Below are 16,789 nucleotides of genomic sequence, written 5' to 3'. Positions count from 1 at the left end.
CTCGTGGTCCGAACTCCCCCTTCCGAGAGGCCTCATCATGGATGCGCTTCGCCGCGCCTGTGTCCTGGCGCTGCTCGCCGTCGCCTATCTCTTCGTCGTCGTCCCGGTCGGCATGGCCGCCCGGCTGCTGCGCGATCCCCTGAACCGGGCGCTGCGGCCCGACGCCCGTACCTATTGGAGCGGGCCTCGTGCCTGAGTACGGCACCGTGCGGTCGGTCCTGGTCCTCGGGGCCGGCCCGCAGGCGTGCCGGACGCTGACGGACCTGGGGCTGCGGGTCGTCCTCGTCGACCCCGACCCCGCGACGGTCACCACCGACCCCGGGTGCGCCGACACCACGTACGTCGAACCCGTCACCCCCGAGTCCGTCGAGAACGTCATCGCCAGGGAGCGCCCCGACGCGCTGCTGCCGGCCCTCGCCGGGCACACGGCCCTGGACACGGCCGTGGCCCTGCACGAGGCCGGCACGCTCGACCGGTACGGCGTCCGGCTCCTCGGTGTCGACGCCGGCGCGCTCCACCGGGCCGCGGAGGCCGTCGGGACGGGGGCCGTTCCCGGCGGGCGCAGATACGGGCTCCAGTTGGTGCGCGACCGGAACGGCGACATCGAGGTCGTCTGCTCGTTCGAGACCTTCGACCTGCCGGACGGCGGCACGATCACCGTCGCGCCGGCGAGAACGCCGACCACACCGGTGTACGAGGTGCTGCGCGACGTCGGCCGTGCCGTGGTCCGCGAGATCGGCGCGGGCGCCGGGAGCTGCACCGTGTGGTGCGCGGTGCAGCCCGACAGCGGGCGCGTGACCGTCCTCGGCGTGGATCCGCGGGGTGCGCGCGACGCGGCCCTCGTGGCGTGTGCCACCGGTCTGCCGATGGCGGGGATCTGTGCCGGACTGGCCGTCGGCCGCACGCTCGCCGAGACACCGGTACGCTCCCGCCCCGCACCCGGCCATGTCGCCGTCCGCGCGGTCGCCCCCTCCGGAGCGGAGGCTCTGGCCGTCGGCCACACCTTCACCGGGGCCCTCCAGGAGGCACTGACCTGTCTGCACGGGGGCGCTGCGCCCGAGACGACCGGCGGCGGGTGGGCCGAGATCGATCCTTGGCTCGCCGAGCAGCTTTCGGTCATCCGGAAAGTGGCGGACGAGGTGGCCGCCGCGCCCGAGCTGACCGGCGAGCTCGTCGCCGAGGCCAAACGGCATGGATTTCGCGACCGCCGGATCGGTGAGCTGCGCGGGCTGCGTGAGGACGTCGTACGGGAGATCCGGTATGCCCTGGGGGTGTGCTCCGTGCCCCCGGTGCTGGCGCTGGACCGGCGCCGGGACGGGCGCCGGGGCGGGCGCCGGGGCGGGCATGGGCCTGTCACCGGACGTACGAAACCCGCCGTGATCGTCCTGGGGCGGAGCGGTGGCGCGTCCGCGCACGCCTGGCTCCAGGCGTGCGCCGCCCTGCGCGCGGCGGGTCACGAGACCGCCGTGGTCGGCTGCGCCCCCGCGTCGCCGGACTGGGACGAGCGGGCCGCCGACCGGTTCTACTGCGGGCCCCTCACGACCGAGGCGGTCCTGGAGGTGGTGCGCGCCGAACGACGCGGCGGCCCCGTCGCCGGGGTGTGTGCGCAGTTCGGCGGCGCGACCGCCACGCGGCTCGCGCGGGACCTCGCGGACCAGGGCGTACGGGTCCTCGGCGTCCCGCCGTCAGCCGTCCGCGCCACCGAGGAGCACGACACCTTCCAGCGGCTCCTGCGCACCGCCGGTCTGTCCGCCGTGCGGTACGCGACGGCGTCCTCGCCGTCCGAGGCCCGGGCTGCCGCCGAGACCGTCGAGTATCCGGTGACAGTGCGATGGGCCGGTGCCGGCGCGGGAGGCAGGGCAGGGGGCGGGGAGCGCGAATTCGTGCCGGACGCGGGGGCGTTGGCCTCTCTGCTCGCTCCCGGTGGGAGCGCAGGCCGCGCGTGGCCCGTGGTGATCGGGCAGGTGGTGCGTGATGCCGTCGAGGTCGCCGTGGACGCCCTGTTCGACGGGGAGGAGGTCTATCTGGGCGGGGTGCTGGAGCGGCTCGGACGCGTCGACGCGCCGGATGCCGGTGCGGTGCACGTCCTGCCGACCGTCACGCTCGGCGGCCATGACATCGAGCGCCTGCGTGCGGCCACGCGGGTGCTCGCCGGTGCGCTCGGGGTGCACGGTGCGCTGACCGTGCGGTGCGCTCTGGCCGGTGGGGTGCTCCATGTGCGCGGCGCCGAACCCCGGGTGTCCGGGACCGTGCCCTTCACCTCGCAGGTGACCGGCGTGCCGCTCGCGCGGGCCGCCGCCCGGATCGCGCTCGGCGCCTCCGTGGCGGGGCTGCGGGCCGAGGGGTTGCTGCGCGCAGCCGGCGACGGCGCCACTCTGCCCCCGGACGCGCCGGTCGCCGTCGAGCAGGCGATGGAAGGCAGGGACGCCATGGGCATCGGGGAGGTCTTCGGTACCGCCTACGCCAAATCCCGGGCCGCCGCCGGTGGTCCGCTGCCCACCAAGGGCCGTGCCCTCCTGTCCGTCGCCGACCGCGACCGGCGCTCGGTGATCTTCCCGGCACGTGAACTGGCCGCGCTGGGCTTCGAGATGCTGGCCACCGGCGGCCTGGCGAGCCTGCTCCGGCGCAACGGCGTCAAGGCCGGCGCCGTCCGCGCGGTCGGCCGCACGAGTGCCGCCCGGCTCGTCCGCGACGAGCAGATCGACCTGGTCGTCGCCACGCACCAGCGAGGGGACGCTCCCGCCGAGGCCCAGGAGGTCCTGGCCGCCGCCCTCGCCCACGGCGTGCCCTGTCTGACCACGGTCCGGGACCTGGCCGCCGCCGTCCAGGGCATCGACGCCCTGCGGCGCCCACGCGAGCGCGCCCGGCTCCGCCCACTGCGGGACTGGCAGTCCCGCGCGACGCACTGACGAGGGCCCGATCGGCGGGGCGAGGAACCGGAGTGGTTCCTCGCCCCGCCGATCGGGCCCTCGTGCGATCGGTACGGCCCCCGGCATCCGCCGCCCTCAGGACCGTACGGCGTCCGAGCGCAGTGTGTGGAAGGTTCGGCGGTGGTGGATGAGGGGGGCGCCCTCGCGGTAGTGCGTCTCGGTCACGCGGCCCACCAGGAGCAGATGGTCGCCCGCCGGATGGCGGGCGTGGACGCGGCAGTCGAGCCGGCACAGGGCTCCCGGCACCGCCGGAGGCATGCCGGGGACGGTGGCATCCTGCTCGTGCGGCGGGAACTTCTCCGCGCCGCTGCGGGCGAACCTCGCGGCGACCTCCTCCTGTTCCTCGTCCAGCAGGCTCACCACGAACCGCGTGCAGTCCGCGAACGCCCGGTATCCGCCCGCGCGACGGGCCACGCACGCCACGACCAGGGGCGGTTCCAGCGACACCGAGCTGAACGAGGTGACGGTCAGTCCCCAGGGGCGCCCCGTCGCGTCCCTGGTGGTGACGACCGCCACGCCGGCCGCATGACAGGCCATGGCCGCCCGGAACGCCTCCGCCGGCACGGAACGCGGAACGCCGGTGGTCTGCTCGGTCATGGCAGCACCACCACCTGCCCGGCGAAGCTCAGCCCCGCGCCGAACCCGATCAACAGGGCGGTGTCGCCCCGGCTCACCCGCCCCTCGGCGAGCACGGCGTCGAGCGCGAGCGGCACCGAGGCGGCGGAGGTGTTGCCGGTGTGGACGACGTCCCTGGCCACGACCGTCTCCGGGCCGAGGCCCAGGCGGTCCGCCATCAGTTCGATCATCCGCACGTTCGCCTGGTGCGGGACGAAGGTGCCGAGTTCGTCGGGGGCGACACCGGCGACCCGCAGCATCTCCTCGGCGGCCGGCGCCACCTCGTCCATCGCCCAGCGGAAGATGCGCCGGCCGTCGATGCGCAGCCACGGATGCTCACCGCCCTCGGACCAAGGAGCCGTCATCCAGACCGAGTCGACGTACCGGCTGTCCGTGCGTCGTACGACGGGGCCGAAGCCGGGCTCGTCCGAGGGACCCACCACGACCGCGCCCGCGCCGTCGGCGAACAGGAACGCGCTGCCCCGGTCGGTGCGCTGCACGATGTCCGTCATCCGGTCCGCGCCGATCACCAGAACATGGCGGGCGCTGCCCACGCTCACCATGTCCGAGGCGATCGCCAGGGTGTGGCAGAAACCGGAGCACGCGGCGGAGGTGTCCAGCGCGGCGGCCCGGTCCGCCCCGAGGGAGCGCGCTATGCGGGCCGACAGCGGCGGGGCGTGCCACAGGTTCGTCATCGTGGCGATCAGGACGAAATCGAGGTCCTCCGGGCCGATTCCGGCCTGGGCGAGCGCCTTGCCCGACGCCGCCACGGCCATGTGCTCCAGCGTTTCGTCAGGGGCCGCGAAACGTCGCTCACGAATACCGGAGCGGGTTTCGATCCACTCGGGCGTGGAGTCGAGCGTCCGGCACAGCTCCGCATTGTCGATCACCGTGCGCGGGCGATAGCTGCCGACGCCGAGAATCCTGCCGTATGAACTCGTGCGCGAGTGCGGCGTATCGGAAGCCTTGATACCTGTCGTTCTTGTCAACGCCTTCTCCACTTCGCTGTCCTGACGAGAAAAAATCCGCAAGAGCGAGAAAAGAACACGGCGCACCCTCGCTGCGGCCGGTGGAGCACTTCTGGAGTGCGACTCGACCCCGAGCACATACTTGCTTGATTGGCTGATAGTCGTCTGTAACGGCGTCAGTACAGGCCGTATTGTCGTGCAAGGCTCTTTTCAGCCGACGACCAAGGCGCAGCTCGGGGGAGGCCGCGAACGTGGTACGCCTACTCATCGCGGAGGACGCACACATGGTCCGCGGGGCGCTGGTCGCCCTGCTCAACCTCGAACCGGACTTCACGGTGGTGGCCGAGATCGGCCACGGTGACGAGATCGTGCCCACCGCCCGGCGGACGCGCCCCGATGTGGCCCTGATCGACGTGGGGCTGCCCGGCACCGACGGTCTGACCGCCGCCGTGAAGCTGCGCGCGACCCTGCCGGAGTGCCGCACCCTCATCCTGACCAGCACGGCGCGGCCCGCGGTGGTGCGCCGGTCCCTGGACGCCGGCCTTGAGGGACTGCTCCTCAAGGACGCGCCGCCGGACCGGCTCGCGGCCGCGGTGCGCGACGTCATGACCGGACAGCGGGTCTACGACCAGGACATGACGCTGGAAGCACTCACCCTCGGTTCCGGGATCCTCACCGCGCGCGAGACCGAGGTGCTGGCGCGCGCGGCGGACGGGCACGACGCGGGCCACATCGCGGCCCAGCTCCACCTGTCGGCGGGCACGGTGCGCAACTATCTGACCGCGATCGTCAACAAGTTGAACGCCCGGAATCGCGTCGACGCCATCCGGATGGCGCGGGAGGACGGGCTCATCTGACGATCCCCCACTTCCCGGCGGACATGAAAATATCCCGTCGAGTCGTGAAGGGATCACTGGGAACCGCGAATTACTCGTGCCAGACTCAAGGCCGTCCTGATTCCCGAGTGAAGGCCGAGTCATGGATATCGAGGTAATGGGTCCGCTGCACGTACGGCTGGCCGGCACATCACTGGTGCCCAGTGCCGGAAAACCCCGTCAGCTCCTGGCACTTCTCGCCCTGCGGTCGGGACATATCGTCCCGATCCCGACGCTCATGGAGGAACTGTGGGGTGAGCACATACCCCGCAGCGCACAAACCACCTTGCAGACCTATGTCATGCAATTACGGCGGCTCATCAGGAAGGCGCTCCCGGCGGGCTCGCCGCTCACCGCGAAAGACGTTCTCATCACCCGGTTCGGCAGTTATCAGCTGGGCGCCGAGCCCGGCCGGTCCGACATGGCGCAGTTCCACGAGAAGGCCGCGGCGGGCGCCCTCGCGCTGGAGCGCGGAGCACCGGCCGAGGCCTCCGCCCTGCTGCGGGAGGCGCTGGACATGTGGCGCGGCCCGGCGCTGGCCGACGTACCGGCCGGCCGCATCCTGGACATCGAGATCCTCGCCATGAACGAAGCCCGCACCCGTGCCCTGGAGCTGTGCCTGTCGGCCGACCTCCGGACGGGGCGCCACGGGGAGATCCTCGCGGAGCTGGTGACCGTCGCCGCCCACAACCCGCTCAGCGAGAACATCTGGGCGCTGCTGATGACCGCCCTGCACCGCTCCGGTCACACCTGGCGGGCGCTGGAGGCGTTCCAGCAGTTGCGTGGCACGCTGATGCGTGAGCTCGGCGTGGAGCCGTGCACCCGGATCCAGCGGCTGCACCAGGAGATCCTCAGTTCCGGACGCGACGACGAGCGGAGTGCGGCATGACCGGTTTCGAGAGCCCGCGCACGGTCGCCGTCCTCGGCACCGGGACCATCGCCCTCGGCTGGACGGCACTGTTCGCCGCCGCCGGTCTCGACGTCCGGATCAGCAGCACCCGCCCGGACGCCGAGGAACAGGTCCGACGCGCCCTTCCGCTGTACGCCGAGTCACTGCCCGGCGGCCGGCTGCCCCCCGAGCGGCTGGCCGCGCGGCTCACCTTCTGGGGCAGCCCCGCCGAGGCCGCCGAGGGGGCCCAGGTCATCCAGGAGAACGTCCTGGAGAACCTGGCGCTGAAGCAGGACGTCTTCCGTGCCGTCGCCGAGGCCGCGCCGGACGCCCTGCTGCTGTCCTCGACGTCCACGCTGCTCCCGGCCGACCTGGGCGCCGCGCTCGACAAGCCGGGCCGGGTGATCGTGGGGCATCCGTTCAACCCGCCCCACATCGTGCCGCTGGTGGAGGTCGTGGCCGCGGAGGAGGCCGAACCGGCACGGGTCGACGCGGTCATGGACTTCTACCGCGGCCTGGGCAAGACACCGGTGCTGCTGCGCCGCGCCGTGCCCGGGTTCGTGGCCAACCGGCTGCAGTCGGCGCTGCTGCGCGAGAGCATCCACCTGGTGCGCGAAGGCGTCGTCACGGTGGGCGAGCTGGACGACATCGTCACCGCGTCCCTCGGCTCCCGGTGGGCGGTCACCGGCCCCTTCCGGGCCTTCCATCTGGGCGGCGGCGAAGGCGGTCTGCGCCATCTGATGGCGCACCTGGGCGACGGACTGGAGCGCGGCTGGGCCGGGCTCGGCAACCCGTCGGTCGACGAGGAGCTCAAGGAGACCCTCCTCGACCAGGCCGACGAGGCGTTCGGCGGGTACGACTACCAGCGGCTCGCCGCCTGGCGCGACCGGGGGCAGAACGCGGTGATCGCGGCGGTGCGGGAGTCCGGGCCGGTGGAGAGCGACAGGCCGGCCGCCTGAAGGTCTCGAAGGCGGGGCAGTGATGAGGGCCGGGGCGAGCGCGCCCCGGCCCTTGGCGTCGCCCCGGGCGCCGTCAGCCGGCGAACTGCTGATCCTGCGTCACCTGACGCTTCGACGTGCGCAGTTCACCGTCCTCACGGACGAGCACATCGCGCACCAGGCAGCTCGGCGCGATCACGGGCCGCGGCTCGCCCGGCCGGGTGGTGCCGATCAGGGCGTAGTACTCGGTGTGGACGGAGCCGTCGTCCTGCTCCTGTACGTCGAGCATGGTGAACCAGTGCCGACGCTGCACCGGGTCGGTCCGGAACCGCCGCTCGTTGTACGCCCGCACCTCCCTGGCGATGTTGGCCCGGCCGCGGACCGGGGGTTCGTCCGGGGAGTGCGCGAACAGCGCGTCCTCGGCGAAGGTGGCCGCGAACTCCTCGGCGCGGACGGCGTCGAGGTGGTGGACCTGACGGGCGTAGAAGAGCTGGACCTCCGCGTAGAGCCCCGACTGAGCGGTCTGCCGGACGGAGGTCGAGGGGGTGGGGCGGGCTGCGGTGCTCATGATGCCTCCTTGGACGGCGACGGCGACGGCGACACCCGCGCCGACTTCGATGACTGCGACAACTGCGACGACGGCCCCCGGCCGGGGGCGCCGAATGCCGCCGCGTGATCCTCGGCCCAGGCGCGGAAGGGCCGGGGCGGTCGGCCGATGAGATTCCGCACGGTCGGTACGACCGGCAGCCGGCGCTCGTACAGGTAGCGCTCCACGTCCAGCAGGCCACGGGCGTAGGCCTCGGGCAGGAACGGGGCGACCCGGTCCACCCAGACGTCGGGTGCCACCCGCCGCACGCTCAGCTCACGGCCGAGCACCGCCCCGAGGATGCGCACCCGCTCCGGGACGTCCAGCTTCTGCGGCCCCGAGAGCGCCAGCACGCGGGACCGCTCGGGTGCGGCGCGGCGCAGCACGACGGCGGCCGCCTCGGCGACGTCCCACGGGTCGATCACCGGGACGACGAGGTCGGGGTGGACGACGTTCACCGTGTCCCCGGCGGCCAGGTCCGCGGCCCAGCCGAGCGCCTGGGAGGCGAACGGGGCGGGCCTGAGCACGGTGACCGGCACCCCGGTGGCGATCATCCGCGCCTCGCCGAGCACATGCCGGGCGAACAGCGGTCCGCGGTGCGCGGAGTCGGGGGGCGCGTCCGCGGAGACGACGACCAGATGACGGAGCGTCGCGGTCTTCTCCACGGCCTGCGCGAACGCGTCCCCGGCGTCGTCGGCGAGCACGACGAAGGCGGTGGTGACACCGTCGAGGGCCTCGGCCATCGCGGCGGAGTCGGTCAGGTCCCCCGTCACGGTCTCGTCCGCCGCCGGTGGCGGCCCGGTCAGCCGCCCGGGGTCGCGGACCAGGGCGCGGACGGTCGGTCTCCGACCGCGCAGCGCCTCGACGAGGCAGCGTCCCACCGTTCCGGTGGCACCGGTGACCAGCACGGTCTCGGGCATGCGCATCCTCCCGGAGTGCGCGGCGGGCGGAATTGCCCACCGCCGACGCGCAACACACCAGGCCCCACTCGAAGAACACTCCAGGACCGCTCAGGCCGGTCCGGTGACGCTCCGGGAACGGGCGTCAGTTCTCCGGTTCGGCGGAGGCGCCGCGCTCGTACGCCTCCATGGTCCGTACGAACACCGCCCGTTCCCGGGGGGTCAGCGGTTCGAGGGCCTTGCCCCAGGAGCTGGCGCCGCGGGCCAGCCAGCCGTTGATCGCCTCCTGGGTCTCGGGGTCGTCGGAGAGGGAGACGATCGTGCGGCGCCGGTCGGCCGGGTCCGGCTTGCGCTCGACCACTCCCTGGCGGCTGAGGTCCGCGACCATCAGGCTCACCGTCGTCGGCGCCACCTGGAGCCGGGCGGCGAGCTCGTTCACCAGCGCGGGGCCGTCGAAGACCAGGTGCGACAGGAGCGACAGATGCCGGGGGGCGAGATTGAGCGACCTCAGCCGCTCGGGGACGGTCGTCTTCTTCAGCCGCTGGGCCACGCGGGGCATCAGGACGAGCATCGCGCGGACGGCGTCGTCCCGGCTCATCCCCTCGTCACCGACGGCGCCACCGGCTCCCTCGTCCGCACCGGCGGCCTCGGGCCCGTCACCCTCGGCGCGCCGCGCCCCGCGCTGCGTTGACATCAGCCACAACCCCCAATACCTTTGTTTTCAAAGCAAATCATCTCTCCGTTCTCCACAATACCGGACACCCTCGCTCCGGGACTGATCAGGAAAGGGACGGCCGATGTCGTTCTCCGCCCCACCCGCACCGGACATGACCACGTACAACCCACGGCGCTGGGCGGCGTTCGTCGTCACGCTGTCCGCGACCTTCATGGACCTGGTCGACACCACGGTGATCAACGTCGCGCTGCCCTCCCTCAGCCGTGACCTGGACGCCTCCAGCACCCAGCTCGAATGGGCCGTGGCCGGGTACGTCATGGCCTTCGCGGCCGGAATGATCACCGCGGGCCGGCTCGGCGACCGCTTCGGACGGTTACGCGTCTTCCAGGGAGGCCTCGCCGCGTTCGTGGTGACCTCCGCGCTCACCGGCCTCGCCGTCAACGCCGAGATGCTGGTCGCCGCCCGTGTGGCCCAGGGCGCGTCCGCGGCGATGATGGTGCCGCAGGTACTGGCCATGCTCCGGGTCGAGTTCCCTCCGGAGGAGCAGCACAAGGCCGCCACCCTCTTCGGCCTCAACTTCTCGGTCGGCGGCGTCGCGGGCCCGCTCATCGGCGGCGTGATCCTCGATGCCGACCTGTTCGGGCTCGACTGGCGGCCGATCTTCTTCATCAACATCCCCATCGGGATCGCCGCCCTGATCGGCACGTTCGTCCTGTGCCGCGACTCCCGCGCGCAGCACGCCGCCACCACCGACGTCCGCGGCCTCGCCATCGCCACCCTCGCCGTGCTCGCCCTGCTCTACCCCCTGGTGGAGGGCCGCACCATGGGCTGGCCGTGGTGGACCTGGGTCCTGATGGCCGCCTGCCCCGTCCTGCTGTGGTTCTTCGGGCAGTACGAGAAGACGGTCGTCCGGCGCGGCCACGCCCCGCTCATCGACCCCGGGCTGCTGCGGGAGCGCGCGCCGATGGGCGGACTCTCGGTCGCCGTGCTGTTCTTCGCCGGCACCGGCTACACCCTGGTGATCACCGTCCACCTGCAGTCCGGCCTCGGCTACAGCCCCCTGCACACCGCGCTGACCATGGTCCCGTTCGCCGTCGGTGTCGGGCTCTTCAGCCCCTTCGCGCCGAAGATCCGGCCCTACGGCAGGCCCGTCGCCGTCGTCGGCTCGCTGATCGCGGCGATCGGCATGGCCGGCAACCTGCTCGCCGTCCGTTCCGCGGGCGAGGATCTGCACTCCTGGCAGCTGGTGCCCGGGATGCTGGTCACGGGCCTCGGCGTCTCCATGACCTCCGGGGTGCTCATCGCCACGGTGCTGGCCAAGACCCCGGGCCGGCTGGCCGGATCCGCCGCCGCGCTGGTCAACACCGCCATCCAGATCGGGGTGGCCGTCGGTATCGCCGTGGTGGGTACGGTCTTCTTCGGCTCCCTGGACGACGACGGCAAGGCCGTCGACGCCGCCGCGGCCGGCCTGCTGACCGTCGTCATCCTCTATCTGCTGGCCTCCCCCGCCGCGCTCATCCTTCCCCCCGGCCGCCTGATGTTCGCCGCCGCGGGCAACGCCAAGCCGCCGCGGCAGGCGGGCCCGGCCGACGAGAGCGACGACACGGGCGGCAAGGGCGAGGCCGGGGGTGCGGCGCCCGCGGACGAGGACGCGGCGTCCGGTTCGTACGCCTCCCACCGGCCAACCGACTGAGCCACCGCCCCGACCCGACCGTACGGCCGTCTCTCCCGCACCGGAGAGACGGCCGCAAGTCGTCCGGGGCTTCGGGGCTTCGGGCATCCGGCGTCAAGGGCCGCAGGCAGCAACCGCCGAGGGCCGCACACCGCTGCCACCGAAGCCCGGGACCCGGCCGTCGCCGAGACCCGTCACCCACCCGTCACCCACCCGCCGCCCTGGCCCGTCGTCCAGCCACCGCCGAAGCCCGACACCCATCCGCCACCGAGGCCTGCCCCCCCCACCCGCCGTCGAGACCCGACACCCACCCGCCACCGAGGCCCGTCGTCCAGCCACCGTCGAGGCAGCTTCGACCCTGGCCGCCCACTCTGCCCTCCCTTGCCGTCGCAGCAGCGCGGCGGCTCGACCGCGGGGAGGACTCCGTGCCGGAGACAACGACGTACCGGGCACCGCTCCAGGGCCCGAACGGATCGCGCCCGACCCACCTGTCCGAGCTCCCGGCTCACCTGCCCGAACTGGCGGCACGGCACGCGGCGTACGCGGAGCGGAAGAAGGTGCTGCATCCCGAGGTGGCCGAGGCGCTGCGCGAGGCCGGGTTCGCGCGTCACTTCGTCCCCGCGAAGTGGGGTGGGCACGAGGGAGGTTTCGAGGACTGTCTGACGGCCGTGACCGAGGTGTCGCGCCGCGACCCCTCGGCGGGCTGGTGCGCCGCCATCCTCGCCTCGCTCTCCCGGATGGCCGCGTTCCTGCCGGAGGAGGGCCGGGACACGGTGTGGGCGCAGGGGCCGGACGCCTTCGTCGTCGGCGCCCTCGTCCCCGGCGGTGCGGCGCGCATGACGTCGGGCGGCTGGATCCTCAGCGGCCGCTGGCCCTATGTGAGCGGCGTGCACTTCTCCGACTTCGCGCTGCTCGCCGCACAGGTCCCGCTGCCCTCGGGCCGCTCGCAGGTGCGTTTCCTGCTGGTCCCTCGGGCCGCGTACGGCATCGAGCGGACCTGGGACACGGTCGGCATGCGCGGGACCGGCAGCGACACCGTCGTCCTGGACGAGGTCTTCGTGCCGGAGGGCCACACGTTCCTGCAGCGGCAGCTGGCCACCGGGCGCGACCCCGGCGGCGCGGGTCCCGCCTGTCTGGAGGTGCCGCACAAGAACGTCAGCGGGCTGACCTTCGCGGCACCGGTGCTCGGTGCCGTCCGCGGCGCCCTCGACGCCTGGACGCGGACGACGGCGCACAAGCGGGCGGCGGCGCCGTCCACCCAGCCGCCCGCGGTGTCGGCCGAGCTCGATCTGGCGCTCAGCTCCGCGCAGACGGACGCGGCCGAGCTGCTGCTGACCCGCGCCGCGCGCGACGCCGACCGCGGCCTGCTCTGCACGGAACTGACCGGGGCCCGCGCCCAGCGCGACCATGTCGCCGCCGTCGACCTGCTGCTCGACGCCGTCAACCGGTTGCAGCGCACGGGTGGCACCGGCGGCCAGTCGCTCGGCGCCGAACTGCAGCGGTTCTGGCGGGACGCCGGCACGGCGGCCGGGCACGCCGTCCTCAAGTGGGAGCCCGCCGCCCGCCGGTTCAGCTCGGCGCGGCTCGCGGTACCGCTGGGCGACCTGTCCTGAGCCGGCGTACGACGAGGGGCCGCCGATCCCGGCGGCCCCTCATCCGCGTGCGTGGTCAGACGGACGGGCTGCTCGTCACCACGTAATCGGCGATGCGGAGTTCGGCGCCCTGGCCGAAGAGCCTGCTGCGCTCGGCGCTGTCCTCGTCGACGAAGCTCTGCTCGGCCGGTGCCCCCCGGTCCGGCCGGTAGTAGGTGGTGGCGCGGGAGAGCCTGACCAGGCCGCGGCCTGTGGGCCAGGAGCCGTCCAGCAGGCTCATCAGACCCATGCCGAAGCTCAGTTGGCGCGGCTCGACCTCGGTCAGCGTGCCGCCCTCGTCGAGGGTGAGGGTCGCGCGGTCCAGCGGGTGTCCGATCCGGTCCACCGTCAGCACGGTCTCGCCGTCCAGGATCCAGCTCACCGTGCCGGCCGAGCGGTCGTGGGAGATCCGCACCCGGTGCCGGTCGCCCGGTGAACGCGGGGCGAGCGGCACGGTGTTGGCGAAGGAGCCGTAGGCGCCGAGGTGGCGGCGGGAGAAGTTGGTGCGGCCGTAGAAGGCGTACACGTGCTTGTTGGTGAGCAGGAAGTCGAACGCCACGGAGGTCTCGGGGTCGATGGTGTTGAGCATCGCGGCGGCGAGCCGGATGTCGTCCTCCGGGTCGGCGACCGCGTCCCCGAAGGGGTGGCCGGCGGTGCCGTAGGTGCGGCCCGAGACGACGGCCTCGACGGACAGGACCCGCCCGGGCTCGGTGTCGAACCCCTGGAACCCGGCCGTGGACTGCCGGTTGACGTAGGCGATCCACTTGGCGTGGTCGGCGAACCCGGGAATGGACCCGGGCTCGCCGGTCTCCCGCGGGACGGTGCGGGTGAAGGCCGGTTCGCCGGTACGAGGGTGACGGCCGCGCGCGACCAGGCTCAGCCCGTCGGGGCCGGTACCGATCACGGCGTCGTTCGCGATGAGTTCGGCCGAGGCCTGCACGAACCGCCAGGGCGCGCCGGGACCCTCGGTCCGCACGCCCTCCCGGAAGTCGTCCCGCCACAGGACGGTGGCACGGTCGGTTGCCCGGTCGGTGGCGTGGTCGGTGTGCGGCTGGGTCATCATGACTCCCTGTCGTCGGTGGGGCGGTCCGCTGCGGACCCGGTCACGAGCGCGAGGACGGCGGTGAAGGAGTCCACGACCACCTCGGCGCCCGCCGCGTGGAGTTCGGCGGGGGTGGCGACGCCGTAGGACACCCCGACGGGCCGCATCCCCGCGGCGCGTGCCATCTCCATGTCGGCGACCCCGTCCCCCACGACGGCACAGCGGGCCGGGGGCAGTCCGAGTCCGTCGGCGACGAGGAGGGCCATCTCGGGGTCGGGTTTGCCGTGCCGCACGCTGTCGTCGCCGGCCACGACGTCGAACAGTTCGGCGACGCCCATCAGGCCGAGGACCCGGTCGGCCGCCCGGCGCGGCTTGGAGGTGGCGACACCGAGCCGCAGGCCCGCCGAGCGCGCGGCGTGCAGCCCCTCGACGACGCCCGCGCAGGCCAGTTCGGCCGGCTCCGTCGCCTCCAGATGGGCGCGGAACAGCTCCCGGTAGGCGGCGAGCGCCGAGGCGGTCTCGGGGTCGTCGGGTGCCTTGCCGAGCAGCTGGGCGAAGTTCTGCTCCAGGGGACGGCCGACCAGGGGGCGGACCTCCGCCTCGTCTGCCGGGGCGCCCCGGTCGGCGAGGATCTTCAGCATGATCGCGGTGATGGCCCTGGGGGTGTCGGCCAGGGTGCCGTCGAGGTCCAGGACGAGTCCGGCGACGGGCACACCGCCGGTCACCGGTCCGCCTCCGTGGCCTCGGCGCGTTCCGCGGCGAGCTCTGTGGCCTTGGCGCGTTCCGCGGCGAGGGCGACGGCCAGTTCACCGGCGACGCGCGCGGTGCCCAGCAGGATCGAGCGTCCGGCGCTGGTGGTGCGGCCGCCGGTGGCGCGGGAGACGGCGCGCATCAGGAACGGGCTGACCTTGTTGCCGGTGACCCCGGTGCGCTCGGCCTCGGCCAGGGCATCCGCGATGGCCTCCTCGACCAGGTCGCCGTCGACCGCCTCCGCGTCGTCCACCGGGACGGTGAGCAGGACGGTGCCGCGTCCGTTGAGCTGCCAGTGGGTGCGGGCGGCACGGGCGGCCGTGGGGAGATCGTCGACCCGGGTGACCGGGATGTCGTCGCCCCGGACGTAGAACCGGGGCAGCCAGGGTGTGCCGTAGCCGAGGACGGGGACGCCGGCGGTCTCCAGGTACTCGGCGGTCAGCCGGGCGTCCAGGATGCTCTTCGCCCCGGCCGAGACGACGGCCATCCGGGTGCGGGTGAACTGGAGCAGGTCGGGCGAGATGTCGAGGGTGCGGGTGGCGCCCCGGTGCACGCCGCCGATGCCCGCGGTGGCGAAGACCTCGATCCCGGCCCGCTCGGCGATGACGATCGTGCCGGCGACGGTGGTGGCGCCGACTCCGCCGCCCGCCACGGCCGCGCCCAGGTCGCGGGCGCTCAGCTTCTGGACCTGCTCGGCGCCGCGGATCCGTTCGATCTGATCGGGGTCCATGCCCACCAGGAGGCGTCCGCCGGCCACCCCGGTCGTCGCCGGTACGGCGCCCGCGTCGCGGACGGACTTCTCGATGGCCAGCGGGAGTTCGAGCGTGGGGGCCGCGGTGATGAGGGAGGACTCGAGGGCGACCACCGGCCGCCCTTCCGCGAGTGCGGTGGCCACTTCCTCGGAGACCTGGAGGAATTCCTCGGGGACCTCGGGAAATTCCCTGGAGACCTGGGGAAACGGAGCTGTGCCGTTCATGTGCCTGCCGTCCTTTCCGTGCGCGTGCCCTGGGGGGTGCTGTCCGGGTGCGCGCACAGCGTGGGAGCGGCGGCTCGAAGACCGCTCGATCCGGCGTCGTGGGCACGGGTGTGCTTCGAGTGGAAATCGAGGGGTGGTGAGCACGGTGCTGCCGCGCGGTCCGACCGGGTCCGCGCTGACGACGGTCGACGTACCGATGGTCGACGTACCGATGGACGAAGGAGACCCCATGCCCGCTGCGGCTGGTCACAGCACCCGCCCCATGGTCCGCTCCCGCCGCACCGCCGTGACCCTGGTGGCCGCGGCCACCGTGTGCTCGGCCCTCACGCTCACCCCGGGCGCCGGTGCCGCCGAGCGGACCGGCGCCTCGCACTCCGAGAAGATCCTGTTCGCCGACGACTTCAGCAAGGGCTTCGACGCGCAGCAGACCTGGCTGCTCGGCTCGTCCAACACCCCCGAGGGCAAGCTGGCGCAGGGCGACGGCGTCATCACCTCCAACGCCCAGGGCATCACCGTCGTACCGACGGGCCGCAACCCGCGCACCGGCCGGCCCGCGTTCGCCGCGACCTCCGACCAGAACGCGTCCGGCTTCGGCGGTGGCACTGGCGACCACCTCAAGTGGGTGGCCCAGCCCCGGGTGTCCTCCGCGAACGGCTTCCCCGTCCCGGCGACCGGGTCCTGGAACTGCAACGCGGACGTCACCGTCAAGGCCGAGGGCGTCGAGGACCAGCCGTTCGGCAAGGCGGTGAGCGACCCGCAATCCGACCCACGGCTGGCCAGCGCCACCGTGATCACCGTCGACCACGCCTCCCACACGGTGGCCAACTTCTCGGTGACCAACCGCGAGGTGCACGCCGTCTACGAGCGCCTCCCGGTGGAGAGCGGCGAGTACGCCGCGTTCCACTACTCGGTGCCGGTGTTCAAGCGGACCGCGGGCCAGCCCGTGAAGCTGCGGATCCGCTACGACCGGGGCGGCAAGCGGGTCAGCTGGCTGGTGAACGGCAAGACCGTGCTGTCGACGGACAAGATCGGCACCCATGCCTTCGACCGCAAGTACCTGCGCATCGAGCACGAGGGCCCGGACGAGCAGGTGACGGCCACCTCCGTGCAGTGCGGCATCGCCACCGGCAACCTCCTGGACGGCGGCGGCGGCGCGAACGACCGCGACAAGGCGGGCCTGGTGCGCCTGGAGGACAGCCCGAACTTCTACTACGACCCGGCCAAGGGCGCCCCGACGCCGCAGAAGTTCCACGACGACAAGAGCCTGCTCCGCAACCGGCTGTGGGGGCAGGGCGTGACGCTGAAGGTGCGGTCGTTCAGCATCACGACGTCCAAATGATCA

General features: G+C 73.1%; 16 protein-coding genes. 8 read left to right on the top strand and 8 right to left on the bottom strand.

Annotation, left to right across the window (positions count from 1 at the left end; genetic code table 11):
• The first annotated feature begins 37 nt into the window (after window positions 1–37).
• Together ACF1DX_RS14990 and carB are read left to right on the top strand one after the other, a co-directional pair.
• A complete protein-coding gene (locus ACF1DX_RS14990; RefSeq protein ID WP_391791576.1) occupies window positions 38–196 on the top strand; it encodes a hypothetical protein in 159 nt (52 codons plus the stop codon).
• Window positions 189–2,909, top strand: a complete 2,721-nt coding sequence (gene carB, locus ACF1DX_RS14985) for a carbamoyl phosphate synthase large subunit (RefSeq protein WP_391791575.1) — start codon at window positions 189–191, stop codon at window positions 2,907–2,909. Before ACF1DX_RS14990 ends, carB begins: the two co-directional genes overlap by 8 nt.
• A gap of 96 nt (window positions 2,910–3,005) precedes the next feature.
• Here the strand turns inward: carB and ACF1DX_RS14980 are convergent, their stop codons facing one another.
• Both ACF1DX_RS14980 and ACF1DX_RS14975 read right to left on the bottom strand, forming a co-directional pair.
• Window positions 3,006–3,527 (bottom strand): flavin reductase family protein, encoded by a 522-nt coding sequence (locus ACF1DX_RS14980; RefSeq protein WP_391791574.1) that lies wholly within the window; start codon window positions 3,525–3,527, stop codon window positions 3,006–3,008.
• Complete coding sequence (locus tag ACF1DX_RS14975) at window positions 3,524–4,435, bottom strand: beta-ketoacyl-ACP synthase 3 (protein ID WP_391791573.1); 912 nt, start codon at window positions 4,433–4,435, stop codon at window positions 3,524–3,526. Before ACF1DX_RS14975 ends, ACF1DX_RS14980 begins: the two co-directional genes overlap by 4 nt.
• 329 nt (window positions 4,436–4,764) lie before the next feature.
• Between ACF1DX_RS14975 and ACF1DX_RS14970 the strand changes: the two genes are divergently transcribed.
• The 3 genes from ACF1DX_RS14970 to ACF1DX_RS14960 all read left to right on the top strand — a co-directional run bounded on the left by ACF1DX_RS14970 (window position 4,765) and on the right by ACF1DX_RS14960 (window position 7,236).
• Window positions 4,765–5,370, top strand: a complete 606-nt coding sequence (locus ACF1DX_RS14970) for a DNA-binding response regulator (RefSeq protein ID WP_391791572.1) — start codon at window positions 4,765–4,767, stop codon at window positions 5,368–5,370.
• A 121-nt stretch (window positions 5,371–5,491) separates the two neighbouring features.
• Window positions 5,492–6,277, top strand: a complete 786-nt coding sequence (locus ACF1DX_RS14965) for a BTAD domain-containing putative transcriptional regulator (protein WP_391791571.1) — start codon at window positions 5,492–5,494, stop codon at window positions 6,275–6,277.
• Window positions 6,274–7,236, top strand: coding sequence for a 3-hydroxyacyl-CoA dehydrogenase NAD-binding domain-containing protein (locus tag ACF1DX_RS14960; protein ID WP_391791570.1), 963 nt, complete (start codon window positions 6,274–6,276; stop codon window positions 7,234–7,236). The genes ACF1DX_RS14965 and ACF1DX_RS14960 overlap by 4 nt, the downstream gene beginning before the upstream one ends.
• Window positions 7,237–7,309: 73 nt before the next feature.
• On the opposite strand, the gene ACF1DX_RS14955 is transcribed toward ACF1DX_RS14960, so the two are convergent.
• The 3 genes from ACF1DX_RS14955 to ACF1DX_RS14945 form a co-directional block, all read right to left on the bottom strand.
• Complete coding sequence (locus tag ACF1DX_RS14955; protein ID WP_391791569.1) at window positions 7,310–7,783, bottom strand: nuclear transport factor 2 family protein; 474 nt, start codon at window positions 7,781–7,783, stop codon at window positions 7,310–7,312.
• On the bottom strand, window positions 7,780–8,721 hold the full coding sequence (locus ACF1DX_RS14950; RefSeq protein WP_391791568.1) for an SDR family oxidoreductase: 942 nt from the start codon (window positions 8,719–8,721) through the stop codon (window positions 7,780–7,782). Before ACF1DX_RS14950 ends, ACF1DX_RS14955 begins: the two co-directional genes overlap by 4 nt.
• Before the next feature lie 124 nt (window positions 8,722–8,845).
• Entirely contained in the window at window positions 8,846–9,298 is a 453-nt protein-coding gene (locus ACF1DX_RS14945) for a MarR family winged helix-turn-helix transcriptional regulator (RefSeq protein WP_391791671.1), read from the bottom strand.
• A gap of 199 nt (window positions 9,299–9,497) precedes the next feature.
• On the opposite strand from ACF1DX_RS14945, the gene ACF1DX_RS14940 reads away from it, so the two are divergent.
• Both ACF1DX_RS14940 and ACF1DX_RS14935 read left to right on the top strand, forming a co-directional pair.
• A complete protein-coding gene (locus ACF1DX_RS14940; protein ID WP_391791567.1) occupies window positions 9,498–11,069 on the top strand; it encodes an MFS transporter in 1,572 nt (523 codons plus the stop codon).
• A 404-nt stretch (window positions 11,070–11,473) separates the two neighbouring features.
• Complete coding sequence (locus tag ACF1DX_RS14935; RefSeq protein ID WP_391791566.1) at window positions 11,474–12,661, top strand: acyl-CoA dehydrogenase family protein; 1,188 nt, start codon at window positions 11,474–11,476, stop codon at window positions 12,659–12,661.
• Window positions 12,662–12,716: 55 nt separating this feature from the next.
• Here the strand turns inward: ACF1DX_RS14935 and ACF1DX_RS14930 are convergent, their stop codons facing one another.
• From ACF1DX_RS14930 to ACF1DX_RS14920, 3 genes are read right to left on the bottom strand one after another with little or no spacing between them, the layout of a single operon-like run.
• On the bottom strand, window positions 12,717–13,739 hold the full coding sequence (locus tag ACF1DX_RS14930) for a DUF6081 family protein (RefSeq protein WP_391791565.1): 1,023 nt from the start codon (window positions 13,737–13,739) through the stop codon (window positions 12,717–12,719).
• On the bottom strand, window positions 13,739–14,446 hold the full coding sequence (locus tag ACF1DX_RS14925; protein WP_391791564.1) for an HAD family hydrolase: 708 nt from the start codon (window positions 14,444–14,446) through the stop codon (window positions 13,739–13,741). Before ACF1DX_RS14925 ends, ACF1DX_RS14930 begins: the two co-directional genes overlap by 1 nt.
• The gene (locus ACF1DX_RS14920) at window positions 14,443–15,447 is read right to left on the bottom strand and encodes a pseudouridine-5'-phosphate glycosidase (RefSeq protein WP_391791563.1); all 1,005 of its coding nucleotides are present in this window, start codon (window positions 15,445–15,447) and stop codon (window positions 14,443–14,445) included. The genes ACF1DX_RS14925 and ACF1DX_RS14920 overlap by 4 nt, the downstream gene beginning before the upstream one ends.
• A 229-nt stretch (window positions 15,448–15,676) precedes the next feature.
• Between ACF1DX_RS14920 and ACF1DX_RS14915 the strand changes: the two genes are divergently transcribed.
• Window positions 15,677–16,786, top strand: a complete 1,110-nt coding sequence (locus tag ACF1DX_RS14915; protein WP_391791562.1) for a DUF6081 family protein — start codon at window positions 15,677–15,679, stop codon at window positions 16,784–16,786.
• The last annotated feature ends 3 nt before the right edge of the window (window positions 16,787–16,789 follow it).

The sequence above is a fragment of the Streptomyces sp. NPDC014676 genome (assembly GCF_043084105.1).
In the GTDB taxonomy this organism is placed as follows: Bacteria; Actinomycetota; Actinomycetes; order Streptomycetales; family Streptomycetaceae; genus Streptomyces.
Note: the sequence above shows the minus strand (reverse complement) of the source record. Positions and strands in the feature narration are given on the sequence as shown.